Source organism: Streptomyces sp. NPDC054961, assembly GCF_053609145.1.
The window spans coordinates 1-13,061 of the sequence record NZ_JBSGWY010000016.1; the positions used below are offsets into that span (position 1 = coordinate 1).

The following is a 13,061-nucleotide window of genomic DNA, read 5'->3' on the forward strand; positions in this document are numbered from 1 at the left end:
GGCGCCCGCCCCCCCCCCCGCGCCCCCCCCCCCCCCCCCCCGCGCGCCCCCGCCGCGCCCCCCCCGCGCGGGGTGGGGGGGGGCGCCCCCCGCGGGGCGTGCGGGTCCGGGCGGGGATCAGGCCGCCGGGGCCGGGTAGGTCGGGTATTCCACGCCGGAGACGTGCTGGACGACCCGGACCACCTGGCAGGAGTAGCCGAACTCGTTGTCGTACCAGAGGTAGAGGATCGCGTTGTCGCCGTCGACCTTGGTGGCGCCGGCGTCGACGATCGAGGCGTGGCGCGAGCCGATGAAGTCGCTCGAGACCGCGTCGGGGGCGGTGGTGAAGTCGATCTGGCGGCGCATCGGCGAGGTCAGCGAGACGTCGCGGAGGTAGTCGAGGACCTCGTCGCGGTTGGTCTCGCGGCCCAGGCGCAGGCTCAGGATGGCGATCGAGACGTCCGGCACCGGGACGCGGATCGAGCTGCCGCTGATCGGGGCCTTGAGGTCGGGCAGCGCCTTCGCGACGGCCGAGGCGGCGCCGGTCTCCGTCATGACCATGTTGAGCGGCGCGGAACGGCCGCGGCGGTCGGCGCTGTGGTAGTTGTCCAGCAGGTTCTGGTCGTTGGTGAAGGAGTGGACCGTCTCCACGTGGCCGCGCAGGACGCCGTACTCGTCCGCCATCGCCTTCAGCGGCGGGACGATCGCGTTGGTGGTGCAGGAGGCGCAGGACAGGATCTGCTCGTCCGGCTTGATCGTGTCGTGGTTGACGCCGTGCACGATGTTCGGGACGTCGCCCTTGCCCGGAGCGGTCAGGACGACCTTTTCGACACCGGGGCGCAGGTGCTTGGACAGCCCCTCGCGGTCGCGCCACTTGCCGGTGTTGTCGATGAGGATGGCGTCCTTGATCCCGTACGCCGTGTAGTCGACCTCGGAGGGGTCGTTGGCGTAGATGACCTTGATCTCGTTGCCGTTGGCGACGATGGTGCTGGTCGCCTCGTCCACGGTGATCGTGCCCTGGAACTGGCCGTGGATGGAGTCGCGGCGCAGCAGCGAGGCGCGCTTGACGAGGTCCTGCTCGCCACCCCCGCGGACGACGATCGCGCGCAGGCGCAGGCCGTTGCCGGAACCGGCCTTCTCGATCAGCAGGCGCGCGACGAGGCGGCCGATGCGGCCGAAACCGTAGAGGACGACATCGCGCGAGGAGCCGCGCTCGATCTTGTTGGCACCCGTGGCACCTGCGACCGCCCCGGCGGTGAACTCCGCCACCGACAGACCGCGGTCGTCGGCCGCGTAGGTCGCGGCGAGCAGGCCGATGTCGATCTGCGAAGGACCGAGGTCCAGCGTGGTGAGCGCCTGCAGGAACGGGAGCGTCTCGGTGACCGAGAGCTCCTCGCCGGCGATCTGGCGGGCGAACCGGTGGGTCTTCAGGATGCTGACCACGGACTTGTTCACCAAGGAGCGGCTGTGGAGGAGGACGGTGACGTCCTGCTCCCGGTGCAGCTTCCCGATGATCGGGATCATCGACTCCGCGATCTCCTCGCGGTTCTTCCAATTGGTGAACGAGTCGTCATTGACAGTCACAGGAATTATCTTTCGAGCTAGGCGGCGCTCATATGCTAACCCGCGCCCGTGCCGGGCCTTCAAGCGCCCCCTGAAGAGCCGGTCAGCCCTCCGCGCGCTGGGTCACCGGAGCACTGCTCTCGTCGCCGAGGAACTCGTACCAGCGGCGCTGCAGGCACAGGTAGCGGGTATCGGCCTCGGCCAGGGCCAGGAAGGAGTCGACCGTGTCCGCCAGCCGCTCCCGCAGGCCCGGATCGGTCAGGTCACCCTGGTCGCCGAAGGCGGTGTGCGCGCTGGCGAGGCTGAACATGTCCGGGTACACCCGCGCCCCGAGGTGTTCCAGGGGGACGCGCAGCGCCCAGAGGCCGCGGTTCCCGCCGATCATCGACGGGGAGGCGGACACCAGCAGCGTCTGCTTGTCCTTGAAGGGCTGCGGCCGGAACCGGGAGACCCAGTCGACGGCGTTCTTCACGACGCCGGGCACGGAGGCGTTGTACTCCGGCGAGGCGATGACCAGGGCCTGCGCCGCGAGCAGCCGCTCACGCAGTGTGGCCGCGCCGACGGGCGGGCCGTCGGCCGCCTCGGCGTCGCCGTCGTAGGAGGGCATGGCGAAATCGCCGATCCGGGCCAGGTCCACGACGGCGCCCGACCGCTCGACCTGGGCGGCGACGAGCGAGGCCAGCCGCGTGTTCACGGAGTCCTCGCGGGAGGACCCCGCGAGGACGAAGACCCTCAGCGCGCCGGGTCCGGTGGTGATGTTCAGGTTGTCCGGGTCGGCCGGGGCGGTCCGGTCGCTCGACTGGTTCGCGTTCGCGTTGCTCGCATCGGTCACGTGCGGGACCGTACGCGGCCGTACGTGAGCCGCGGCGCGTCCCGGCGCCGTGGCGCACGGGCTGTCACCCGGACGGGGTCAGTTGGCGCCCCAGCCGCCGTCCAGGGGGAGCGAGGAGCCGGTGACGTAGCCGGTGTGCGGGCCGCACAGCCAGACGGCGGCCGCCGCTACCTCCTCGGGCTCGATCAGCCGCTTGATCGGGGACCGGGTCAGCAGCACCTCGGAGAGCACGTCGCCCTCGCCGATGCCGTGGGCGGCGGCCTGGTCCCGCATCTGGCCCTCGACCAGCGGGGTGCGGACGTAGCCGGGGCTGATGCAGTTGCTGGTGACCCCGTACGGGGCGGCCTCGATCGCCGTGACCTTGCTGAGCCCCTCCAGCCCGTGCTTGGCCGCGACGTAGGCCGACTTGTAGGCGCTGGCCCGCAGCCCGTGGACGCTGGAGATGTTGACCACCCGGCCCCAGCCCGCGGCGTACATGTGCGGCAGCACGTGGCGCAGCAGGAGGAAGGGCGCGGTGACCATCACCTGCTGGATCAGGGCGAAGCGCTCGGGCGGGAACTCCGTGATCGGGGCGACGTGCTGGATCCCGGCGCTGTTGACCAGGATGTCGACGGCGGCGGGCAGCCCGCCGATGACGGCGGGATCGGCCAGGTCGGCGACGTGGGCGTGGGGCCCCCCCCCGGGGGGCCCCGCCGGGGGGGCCCCCCCCCCGCGGGGGCCCCCCCGGGCGGGGGGCCCCCCCCCGGGGGGGGGCCCCGGGGGGGGGCCCCCCGGCACCGCGGGGGGCCCCCGGGGGTGTTCCCCCCGCTGGGCGCGGGGGGGGGGCCCCCCCCCCTCGGCGGGGGGGGGGGGCCTGGGGGGGGCGGGGGGGGGGCCCCCCCCGGGGGGCGCCCACGGCCTTGGCCGCCCTCTCGTCGAGGTCGACCACGTGCACGGTGGCCCCGGCCTCGGCCAGGGCCACGGCGCAGGCCCGGCCGATACCGCTGGCGCCGCCCGTCACCAGGGCGACGCGCCCCCGCAGCTGCGGAAGGGAAGGAGTTTCGCTCGTCATGGCTCGAAGCGTAGGGAGGGGCCGGGACGGCGCCCACGGTGTCCCGGCCCATACTCCGTCCCGTCCGTATGGAGGCTGACGCCATGCGTGCCGCCGCCGTCGTCATCGGCCGTCCCGCCTTCGGCCGTCCCGCCTTCGGCCGACGGTGGCCGGTGTCCGGTCGTCAGTCGCCGAGCGGGCAACTGGTCAGCAGGGTCGCCGGGTCGGCGGCGGGATCCCGGGGGACCGTGTGGCCGAGCGGGGGGCGCACGCCGCGGCCGATCCAGTCCTCCAGCGCGCTGAAGGCGGCACGGTGGCAGGGCGTGAGCGGGCGCAGCCGGTCGGGGAAGGCGTCGACCAGCGAGTCCACGTGGGTGCCGCCCTCGATGCGGTAGTAGCGCAGCAGGGCGCCCCGGCCCGCCTGCCGGACCATCTCGGCGTAGACGTCCGAGTCCTTCGAGATGGGGAGCAGCACGTCGAGGGTGCCGTGCAGGGTGATCAGCGGCTTGCCGATCCGGCCGGTGAGCGCGATCTTCGCGACGGCGCGGTGGACTTCTGCGGGGCGGTCGGCGTAGGCGTAGTCGGCGTCGCAGGCGGGGGCGCCGGGGATGCCGGGCCGGCAGAAGGGCGTGCCGGCCTCGGTCGGGCCGTCGAAGTCCGGGTCGAGTTCCTCGCGGTAGATCCGCTGGGTGAGGTCCCAGTAGTAGCTGTGGTGGAAGGGCCACAGGAACTCCGAACCGGCCGGGAAGCCGGCGGCGGTCATGGCCGCGTGGGCCTGCTCGGCTTCCGGCCCGCCGGCCGCGTACACGGGGTAGGCGGACAGGGCCGGGGGCAGGAAGGTGAGCAGGTTCGGGCCGTCGGCCCGCCACAGCGTGCCCTCCCAGTCCACCCCGCCGTCGTACAGCTCCGGATGGTTCTCCAGCTGCCAGCGCACCAGGTACCCGCCGTTGGACATGCCGGTCGCCAGGGTGCGCGACGGCGGCCGGTGGTAGCGCTGCGCGACGGCCGCGCGGGCGGCCCGGGTGAGCTGGGTGACCCGGGTGTTCCACTCGGCGATGGCGTCACCGGGCGCCTGGCCGTCGCGGTGGAAGGCGGCCCCGGTGTTGCCCTTGTCGGTGGCGGCGAAGGCGTAGCCGCGGGAGAGCACCCAGTCGCCGATGGCCCGGTCGTTGGCGTACTGCTCGCGCACGCCCGGGGATCCGGCGACGACGAGCCCGCCGTTCCAGTGGTCGGGGAGCCGGATGACGAACTGCGCGTCGTGGTTCCAGCCGTGGTTGGTGTTGGTGGTGGAGGTGTCGGGGAAGTAGCCGTCTATCTGGATTCCCGGGACGCCGGTGGGGACGGCCAGGTCCTTGGGCGTGAGGCCGGCCCAGTCGGCGGGATCGGTGTGCCCGGTGAGCGCGGTCCCGGCGGTCGTCAACTCATCCAGACAGTCGGCCTGTTGGTGCTCGGCTCCCGGTACGTGGAGCTGAGCTCGGCGGGCGCAGTGGGACTCGCCGGTGCCGGTACCGGTGCCGGTGCCGAGGGCGCTGGCCGGGGGTGCGGTGAGCGTCAGCAGGGCCGCGGCGGCGGCGGTCACGGCGGCGACGGCCGCCGTGACCGCGGTCACCGCCCTGGCCGGCTGCCTGGTCGTGGTGGTGGAACGGACGGCCGAGGGCATCGGAAGCCTCCTGGGGGAGTGCGGACGGGGGGACTGGGCCGGAGGCTACGGGCGGGTGCGCCGGCGTCGACACGGCTGCGCCCGCCATGATCGAGGCCGCCCCGGTGGGGACGGGCGCCATGGCGGGCGCGCGTGCGCCGGGGCACGGGGCTCAGCGGCACGGGGCTTAGCGCACGGGGCTCAGGGGCAGGCGGCGTCGGCGATGACGAAGTAGCCGGTGGGCGCCTCCTTCAGGGTGTGGGTGACGAAGACGTTGTAGAGGCCCATGTTCTGGTGGGAGCCCTTGGCGTACACGTAGCCCCCCTCGGTGGTGGCCCGTCCCGCCTGTACCTGCTGGTAGTTGTTCGCTCCCGTCCAGCAGACCGCGGCCGCGCCCGTCGTGCTCACCGTGACCGGCCCGGAGCGGGTGCCCGCGGTCCCCGAGGCGTCGCGGGCCGCCACCGTGTACGCGTGGCTCGTACCGGGGGCGAGGCCGGTGTCCGTGTACGGGGGCACGGCCGGGGTGGCGACCTGGGTTCCGTCACGGAAGACCGCGTAGCCGGAAGCGTCCGCCACCTGGTTCCAGGTGAGCGTGACGCTGGTGTCGGTGACCCCGGTCGACGCCAGGCCGGTGGGCGCGGGCAGATCGCCCGGACCGGGTCCGGGGCCCGGACCGGAGCCGTCCAGCCCGAAGAACCCCGAGATCCAGTGGCTGGAGCAGATCGAGGCGAGGAAGTACGCGGCACCGGTGCGGCCGCACTGCTCGGGGCCGGAGCCGGGGTCGACCGGGGTGCCGTGCCCGATGCCGGGCACCCGGTCCACCTCGACGGCCACCGTGCCGTCCCCGGCGAGGTACTCCTCGCGCCGGGTGGCGTCGGGACCGATGGCCGAGGTGCGGTCGGGCGTCTGCGGCAGACCGTGCAACGCGGTCCACTGGTCGCGCAGTTCGTCGGCGTTGCGCGGGGCGACGGTGGTGTCCGCGTCCCCGTGCCAGATCGCCACCCGCGGCCAGGGGCCGCTCCAGGCCGGGTACGCGTCGCGCACCAGCTGCGCCCAGGCGGCCGGGCTCTTGTCCACGCCGGGGCTCATGCAGGCGTAGGGGCCGGTGTCCTTCGTGCAGTCGTAGGGCAGTCCGGCCACCACCGCCCCGGCGGCGAACACGTCCGGGTAGGCCGCGAGCATCACCGGGGTCATGGCGCCCCCGGCGGACAGGCCCGTGACGAAGGTGCGGGCCGGGTCGGTGGAGTAGGCGGATGCGGCGTACGCGACCATCTGCCGGATGGAGGCGGCCTCGCCCTGGCCGCGCCGGTTGTCGGTCGTCTGGAACCAGTTGAAGCACTTGTTGGGGTTGTTCGCGGACGTGGTCTCGGCGAAGACCAGGACGAAGCCCCTGCGGTCGGCGAGTTCGGGCAGTCCGGAGTTGTCCGCGTAGGTCCGGGCGTTCTGCGTGCAGCCGTGCAGGGCCACCACCACGGGCGGGTGGGCCGGAAGGGAGGCCGGGCGGTACGCGTACATGGCCAGCTGCCCCGGATTGGCGCCGAAGGCAGAGACCTGCTGGAGGGTGACGGCCGCACCGGCCGGGGCGAGGGGCCCGGCCAGGACGCCGCCGGCGGCCAGCAGTACGAGCGCGAGCACGCGTACGAGGGCCCGTACGAGACCCTGCGCGAGCAGCTGTCGGGAGAGGGGGCGGGGGAGTGGGCGGGCGTGGGGGCTCACGTGGCCGGACGGGGGTCCGTACGGCGCTCGGGGCGGGGATCCCGGCGGCGATCCGGGCGGAGATCCGGACTGCGTGCGGGGGCGCGCGGACATGGCGGCTCCTCGAGGTGACGTGGGTGGTCCGCGGGTCCGCGACCTGGGGCCGGGGCCCGCGGTGTCCGTCACCGTAGAAGTGGCCCGGTCCGCGGCGGCATGGCACGGACCGACACAATCCAGCCACCGCTTGACCGGTCCACAGGGGTTGCGGGAGCCACTGGCCCGCTGCTACTGAGGTTTGATGTGTGAGGGCGCCGGGCCGGCGCCTTGAACCGCGAAGCAACCGTGACCAAGATCGTAAATCGCGGGTGCCCTTCCCGACCGCCCTGGTAGCGTGCGCCGGCATGTCATCGGAACTGGAACGCCCCCCGCGCCAAGCGGACGAACGCACCGCGCTCATCGGCTGGCTGGACCTGCAGCGGCAGATCCTGCGCTGGAAATGCAAAGGGCTGAGCGACGAGGACGCGCGCCGCCCGGTCATTCCGACCTCACCGGACATGACGATGGCCGGTCTCATCTCCCACATGCGCTGGACCGAGCACATATGGCTGGAAGTGCTGTTCCTCGGCGGCGACAAGAAGCAGAACCCCGCATTCGACGAGTCGAGCGAGAACGCCGACTGGCACACCGACGGCCGCCCCCTCGCGGAACTCCTCGCGGAGTACGAGGCCCAGTGCGCCCGCAGCAACGAGATCGTTGCCGCGGCCGACCTGGACGACGCCGGCCGCCACCCGGACTTCCGCGACGGCAGCGCCAACCTCCGCTGGATGCTGATCCACCTCGTCGAGGAGACGGGGCGACACGCGGGGCACGCGGACATCGTCCGGGAGCTGCTCGACGGCACGAAGGGCTACTACTAGCGCAGCTCCGCGAAGCGGGCCCTTTCCTCAGGAGCCTGGCCAACACGCCTCACGACCCGCGCGTCCGCCCAGTCCGGCGGCCACCCTCAGCTCGGCCCCCGTCGCCGCGCGGACCTCCTCCAGGCCGACCCCGGGGGCGAGTTCGCTCAGCAGGAACCCCTCGGGGGTGATGTCGACGACCGCGAGGTCGGTGATCACCCTCTGGACGACGGCCCGTCCGGTCAGGGGGAGCGTGCACCGCTCCACGAGCTTGGGCGTGCCGTCCTTCGCGGTGTGTTCCATGAGCACGACGACCCGGCGCGCACCGTGCACCAGGTCCATCGCGCCGCCCATCCCCTTGACCATCTTCCCGGGGATCATCCAGTTGGCCAGATCGCCCGCGGCGGACACCTGCATCGCGCCCAGGACGGCGGCGTCGACGTGGCCGCCGCGGATCATGCCGAAGGACAGTGCCGAGTCGAAGAACGAGGCCCCCGGCACCACCGTGACCGTCTCCTTGCCCGCGTTGATCAGGTCCGGGTCCACGTCCCCGGCGGACGGGTACGGGCCCACGCCGAGGATTCCGTTCTCCGACTGGAGCACCACCTCGACCCCCGGGGGGAGGTGGTTGGGGAGGAGGGTCGGCAGCCCGATCCCCAGGTTCACGTACGTACCGTCCCGCAGCTCGCGCGCGGCGCGGGCCGCCATCTGTTCACGGGTCAGGGCCATGTCACACGCCGCCTTCCTGGTCGGCCGACCGTACGGAGAGGTCGGTGCGGTCAATGCGGTCGGTGCGGTCGGTGTGGGGTGCGCCGTCGCGGCGGACCGTACGGCGCTCGACGCGCCGCTCGGCCGCCGGATCACCGGGGTGCACGCGCAGCACCCGCTGGACGAACACGCCGGGCAGGTGGACGGTGTCCGGGTCCAGCTCGCCCGGCTCTACCAGCTCCTCCACCTCGGCGATCGTGATCCGTCCGGCCATCGCGGCCAGGGGATTGAAGTTGCGCGCGGAGGCATGGAAGACGAGGTTGCCATGCCGGTCTCCGGCGGCCGCCCGCACCAGGGCGAAATCGGTGGTGATGCCCTCCTCCAAGAGGTACTCGCGGTCGCCCCAGCGGCGCAGTTCCTTGGGAGGCGAGGCCACCGCGACGCCCCCGTCGGCCCGGTACCGCCACGGCAGCCCGCCCTCCGCGACCTGCGTACCGGCCCCGGCGGGCGTGTAGAACGCAGGGATTCCCGCGCCGCCGGCCCGCAGCCGCTCCGCGAGCGTGCCCTGCGGGACCAGTTCCACCTCCAGCTCACCGCTCAGGTACTGCCGGGCGAACTCCTTGTTCTCGCCGACGTAGGAGCTGGTCATGCGGTCGATCCTGCCCGCGCGCAGCAGCAGGCCGAGGCCCCAGTCGTCCACCCCGCAGTTGTTGGAGACCACCTCCAGGGCGTTCGCGCCCTCCCGCTCCAGGAGCGCGCCGATCAGCACGCCCGGAACCCCGCACAGTCCGAAGCCCCCCACCGCCAGCGAGGCCCCCGCGTGGACGTCCGCCACCGCCTCGGCCGCGCTCGCGACCTCCTTGTCCAGCCCCATCACAGGTCCTCCTCCGCCTGGGCCTTCGCCCTCGCGCACGCACCCGCCGTCGCCGTCGTCCGGTTCGGTGCCGTCGGCCAGGACCGGTGTGCGGTCGGGCCGACCCGACCGACCCTAGGAACCGCGGACCCGCCCCGGCCATGGCGGCCGCGTACACACCGGGCCGCCCGGTTGTGTGGCCGGGACGGACGGGAAAACGGCCGAGGACCCGCCGCGGCAGGCCCCGCACGAGCGGTCGCCGGTTCGCCGTGGTCGTCCTCGTCCCGGGCCCGCGTGCCCGGGACGAGCCGCCGGACGGCCACGCTGCCGAACCGGAGGACGCGCGGGGAACCGGTCGGCCGGACCGTGCGTCACAGCCGCGCCGGCTCCGGCACCGCGACGCGAGGAGGAACGATGATGCGCCGAACCGCCACTCGAGGCCTGGGCCGTCCGGGCGTGGTGAACGCGAGTGTGGACAGGACGGTGGCGGTGGCCGCCCTCGTGGCCCTGGGGACCGCCATCCTGCTCGTCGGCTGCGGCGACGCGGTGCAGCGCGACCAGGTCGGGTCCGCCGGGGAGATCCGGTTCACGTCCCCCTCGGCGTGCCCCGCCCACGACCCCGCCGCACCGCGGGCGGCGCCGACGCCGGTCGACGGCGCACCGGGCAACACCCCCGAGGGCGAACGGCTTTCCCAGGCCATCGGGGAGCAGGGGCACCACGCCTTCGCCGACGTCTCTCCACGCAGAGGCGTTCGCGTGCGAGGAGCTCCTCCATCACCGCCCGGGGGAGCGAGGGGTTGGCGGCCGCGGACTCGGCCACGTCCGGGGACGGGTGGGTGAGCAGGTCCACGAGAACCGGCGGGGACAGGGCGGGGTGACGTGCGGCGTGGACCTGGGCCTTGGGATCGTGGAGGCAGGGCAGGAGCGCCGCCTCCGTGGCGTTCGGGTGCACCACGACCTCGCGGAAGACCCGTCGCGCCGGCGGATCATGGCGGACCAGGTCCTCCAACAGGGCCGGTGGGGCGTCCGGGTTGGCCGCCACCCGCGCGAGGACCTGTACGCCGTACCGCGCGACCATCGCGCGCAGCCGGTCCTCGCGAAGGCCCGGGTGCGAGGCGACGGCCTTGGCCACGGCCGCGTCCGGGTCGTCGGCCAGGGCATCGCGCAGCCGGGCCGGGAGGTCGCGCCGTTGCGCCACGAGCATCCGTACGCCCGGTCGCGCGGAGGCGGACAGTTCCGCGAGCTCGTCCGGTGTGGCCGCGCAGATCCGGGGGAGCGGATCCGGCCCCATCCGGTCGGGCTCCGCCATCGGCATCAGGACGTCGAGGGGCAGCAAGGGATGGCGTGCGAGGAGGCGCACCGCGTGGAGGTCGCCCTTGGCCGTGGCGGCCAGCCGGCGGATCAGCCGCTCGCACCGCCGCCGGTACCGGGCCCTGTCGTGTCCGTGTCCGTACCCGTGGACGTCCGCTCGAGCTCGGCGGATATCGTCTCCGCCGCCTCCACGGGCAGGCGGCCCGCCTCGGTGAGCGTCACCCCGCGCGCACCGCGCACCGCGACCCGGTGACCGAGGCCGCGCTCGAGGGCGGCGATGTGCTGGGAGACGGCGGAGGACGTCAGGAGCAGCGCTCCGGCGGCCTTGGTGAAGCTGCCGTGCTCGGCCACGGCCTGCAGGACGCGCAGCCGGTGCACCTCTCTCGTCAGTTTCCCCTACGACCCGTTCAGCATTCCGGCAGTTCCGCTGGCGACCGTACAGCGGCAGAGTCCTCCGTATGAAGAAGACCGCCGCCGCGCTGCGCGCCGAACGGACCTAGGGGCTGTGCGGCGGATCATCTCGGGCTGGTGCAGGCACACCCGGTACGGCTGAGTTGTCGTGGGCCGTAGCAGTCACGCGAACGACGGCCACCGGTCGGCGGCCCACTCCCGCCAGTCGGCCCACCCGGGCGGCGGGCCGGCGCCCCTGCGGCCCTCCAGCTCCGCCGCGTCGGGCTCCTCGAAATGCGCGCGCCCGTGCAGGATGTCGGCCTCGGACATCGGCAACGTCTCCTCGGGGGTGGTCGCCCAGCGGTGGGCGATACGGGTGCGCTGGGTCTCCTCGTCCACCGGCAGGTAGACCATGCGGAAGCACGCCTCCTCGGCCTCCACCAGCCAGCGGATCGCGGACCGTTCGTCCCGTGACCAGCAGCCGTAGTCCACGACGACGTCGGTGCCCAGTCTGACCGCCTCCAGGGCGAGCCAGAGCATGCGCCCCTCCAGCACATCGCGCTTCCCGTCCGCCTCCGCCTCGCCGAACAGGGGAATCATCCAGTCGTCGGGCGTCAGACGCAGCGCGCCGTGCTCTGCGGCGAGCTGCCGAGCCCGTGTGGTCTTTCCGGCCCCTGGCAGGCCGACCATCATGAACAACGTGGTCACCCCCAGATCGTGGCAGGCAAGCGAATCAGGCAGCCACCGTTTTATCCGCCCGATCACGGGCTGAGCCACAGGCGGAGGGACGCCACGGTGACCGTGCCGTGGAAGACGTAGGCGCGCTTGTCGTAGCGCGTAGCCACGGCGCGGAAGTGCCTGAGCCGGTTGATCGTGGGCTCGACCTCGTTGCGGCGCTTGTATCTCTCCTTGTCAAGGCCCGCTGGCCGGCCTCCTCGGCCTCCTCGGCTTCCTCGGCGCCTGCGGTTGGCTCGCTGGTCCTTCGGTTCCGGGATGGTGTGTTTGATCTGGCGTCTGCGTAGGTAGCGGCGATTACGGCGGGAGGTGTATGCCTTATCGCCGCCCAAGTGGTCGGGACGAGTGCGTCGTGGTCACTCCAATGCCCGCCCCGGCCTCCGGACTTCGGCAGATGGGGCGCAAGTCGCGCCCACTCGTCATTCGTCAGATCGCCCCGCCCCACAAACCGAACAATGACCCCCACGCGAGGCGACCGTCAGATGATCCGCCGGACAGGACCTAGCTGTCCCCGGCCTTCGCGGTCCCCCGTCCTAGCGGTCCCCGGCCCTCCGCTCCAAGGGTGTCGCTACTGCCGAGTTGCTCACACTGAAGGTGACGCTGCCGGGCCGGTAGCGGTCGTCGGACCACTCGATCGGGCGGCCCGTCCGGGTCGCGGAGACGTGTCTTTGGCGCAAAAGCGGGCTGCCGCGCCGGATTTCGAGCAGCCGCGCGTCCTCGCTGCCTGCCGCGAGCGCGTCGATGAGGTGCTCGCCGTAATGGGCGACGATCCCGGAACCGTCGGCCAGGCCGTCCATCACCGACCGGCAGTCCTGCGGCATCGCCTCGACCGCCGCCGCGACCCAGTCGGCGTACGCGGTCCGTTCGACCATCGTCGGCTCCCCGTCGAGCAGCCGCAGCCGCAGGACGGCCAGGATCCCGGTACCGGGCGGCAGCGCGAGGCGCTCCGCCTCCTCAGCCGTGGCCGGGCGGCGGGTGCGCGACAGGAAGCGGCTCGCGGCCCGGTGGCCCACGCCCTCCGCCCACTGGGCGAAGCTGTTGAGCTCGCCGAAGCTGTGCTTGCGTTCGTGGCGCAGGACGATCCGGCGGGCGCCCTGCCGGGACCCGATCAGCCCCTCGGCGGCGAGGGTGGCCACGGCCTGGCGGACGGTTCCGCGCGAGGCCGACCACCGTGCGGCCAGATCGCTCTCCGAGGGCAGCAGGGCGCCTACGGGGTACTCGCCCGAGACGATCGACCGGCGCAGCGCCTCGGCGATCTCCAGATATCGCACCGTAGCCATGGCCATGCTCTTCCGTGCCCCCTGCCGTGGATGTGTTCGCGCCGTCAGCGCTGCCTGCGTCGCCGTCCGCGCCGTCCGCGCGGTGCGCCGGCGGCCACTCTTGCCGCCACCTTAGGAACCCGCGACGAAGATCATCATGTCGGTCTCCTG

The 13,061-nt window shown here is 73.2% G+C and carries 11 protein-coding genes and 3 pseudogenes; 1 reads left to right on the plus strand and 13 read right to left on the minus strand.

Annotated features, from left to right (window positions below):
• Positions 1-117: 117 nt before the first annotated feature.
• The 6 genes and pseudogenes from ACWF9Z_RS16490 to ACWF9Z_RS16515 all read right to left on the minus strand — a co-directional run bounded on the left by ACWF9Z_RS16490 (position 118) and on the right by ACWF9Z_RS16515 (position 6,558).
• Positions 118-1,563, minus strand: a complete 1,446-nt coding sequence (locus tag ACWF9Z_RS16490; protein WP_453602722.1) for a glyceraldehyde-3-phosphate dehydrogenase — start codon at positions 1,561-1,563, stop codon at positions 118-120.
• 82 nt (positions 1,564-1,645) lie between these two features.
• Entirely contained in the window at positions 1,646-2,278 is a 633-nt protein-coding gene (locus ACWF9Z_RS16495; RefSeq protein ID WP_453602934.1) for an NADPH-dependent FMN reductase, read from the minus strand.
• A 174-nt stretch (positions 2,279-2,452) separates the two neighbouring features.
• Positions 2,453-3,049 (minus strand): annotated as a pseudogene (locus tag ACWF9Z_RS16500) (SDR family oxidoreductase); the annotation flags it as partial.
• A 274-nt stretch (positions 3,050-3,323) separates the two neighbouring features.
• Positions 3,324-3,425, minus strand: a pseudogene (locus ACWF9Z_RS16505) (3-hydroxybutyrate dehydrogenase); the annotation flags it as partial.
• A 163-nt stretch (positions 3,426-3,588) separates the two neighbouring features.
• Entirely contained in the window at positions 3,589-5,064 is a 1,476-nt protein-coding gene (locus ACWF9Z_RS16510; protein WP_453602724.1) for a tannase/feruloyl esterase family alpha/beta hydrolase, read from the minus strand.
• A gap of 180 nt (positions 5,065-5,244) precedes the next feature.
• Positions 5,245-6,558, minus strand: coding sequence for an extracellular catalytic domain type 1 short-chain-length polyhydroxyalkanoate depolymerase (locus ACWF9Z_RS16515; RefSeq protein ID WP_453602936.1), 1,314 nt, complete (start codon positions 6,556-6,558; stop codon positions 5,245-5,247).
• A 581-nt stretch (positions 6,559-7,139) separates the two neighbouring features.
• On the opposite strand from ACWF9Z_RS16515, the gene ACWF9Z_RS16520 reads away from it, so the two are divergent.
• Positions 7,140-7,655: a DinB family protein gene (locus ACWF9Z_RS16520; RefSeq protein WP_453602726.1), complete on the plus strand. Its 516-nt coding sequence runs from the start codon at positions 7,140-7,142 to the stop codon at positions 7,653-7,655.
• Between the two features lie 27 nt (positions 7,656-7,682).
• On the opposite strand, the gene ACWF9Z_RS16525 is transcribed toward ACWF9Z_RS16520, so the two are convergent.
• The 7 genes and pseudogenes from ACWF9Z_RS16525 to ACWF9Z_RS16555 form a co-directional block, all read right to left on the minus strand.
• Positions 7,683-8,363, minus strand: coding sequence for a CoA transferase subunit B (locus tag ACWF9Z_RS16525; RefSeq protein WP_453602728.1), 681 nt, complete (start codon positions 8,361-8,363; stop codon positions 7,683-7,685).
• 1 nt (position 8,364) lies between these two features.
• Entirely contained in the window at positions 8,365-9,216 is an 852-nt protein-coding gene (locus ACWF9Z_RS16530; RefSeq protein ID WP_453602730.1) for a CoA transferase subunit A, read from the minus strand.
• A 565-nt stretch (positions 9,217-9,781) separates the two neighbouring features.
• Positions 9,782-10,555 carry a hypothetical protein gene (locus tag ACWF9Z_RS16535; RefSeq protein WP_453602732.1) on the minus strand — a complete coding sequence of 258 codons (774 nt, stop codon included), beginning with the start codon at positions 10,553-10,555 and terminating at the stop codon, positions 9,782-9,784.
• Positions 10,556-10,596: 41 nt separating this feature from the next.
• Positions 10,597-10,884, minus strand: coding sequence for a LysR family transcriptional regulator (locus tag ACWF9Z_RS16540; RefSeq protein WP_453602734.1), 288 nt, complete (start codon positions 10,882-10,884; stop codon positions 10,597-10,599).
• Positions 10,885-11,079: 195 nt separating this feature from the next.
• On the minus strand, positions 11,080-11,604 hold the full coding sequence (locus ACWF9Z_RS16545; protein WP_453602735.1) for an AAA family ATPase: 525 nt from the start codon (positions 11,602-11,604) through the stop codon (positions 11,080-11,082).
• Positions 11,605-11,657: 53 nt separating this feature from the next.
• Positions 11,658-11,981, minus strand: a pseudogene (locus tag ACWF9Z_RS16550) (transposase); the annotation flags it as partial.
• A gap of 183 nt (positions 11,982-12,164) precedes the next feature.
• On the minus strand, positions 12,165-12,911 hold the full coding sequence (locus ACWF9Z_RS16555; protein ID WP_453602737.1) for a GntR family transcriptional regulator: 747 nt from the start codon (positions 12,909-12,911) through the stop codon (positions 12,165-12,167).
• Positions 12,912-13,061: the final 150 nt, after the last annotated feature.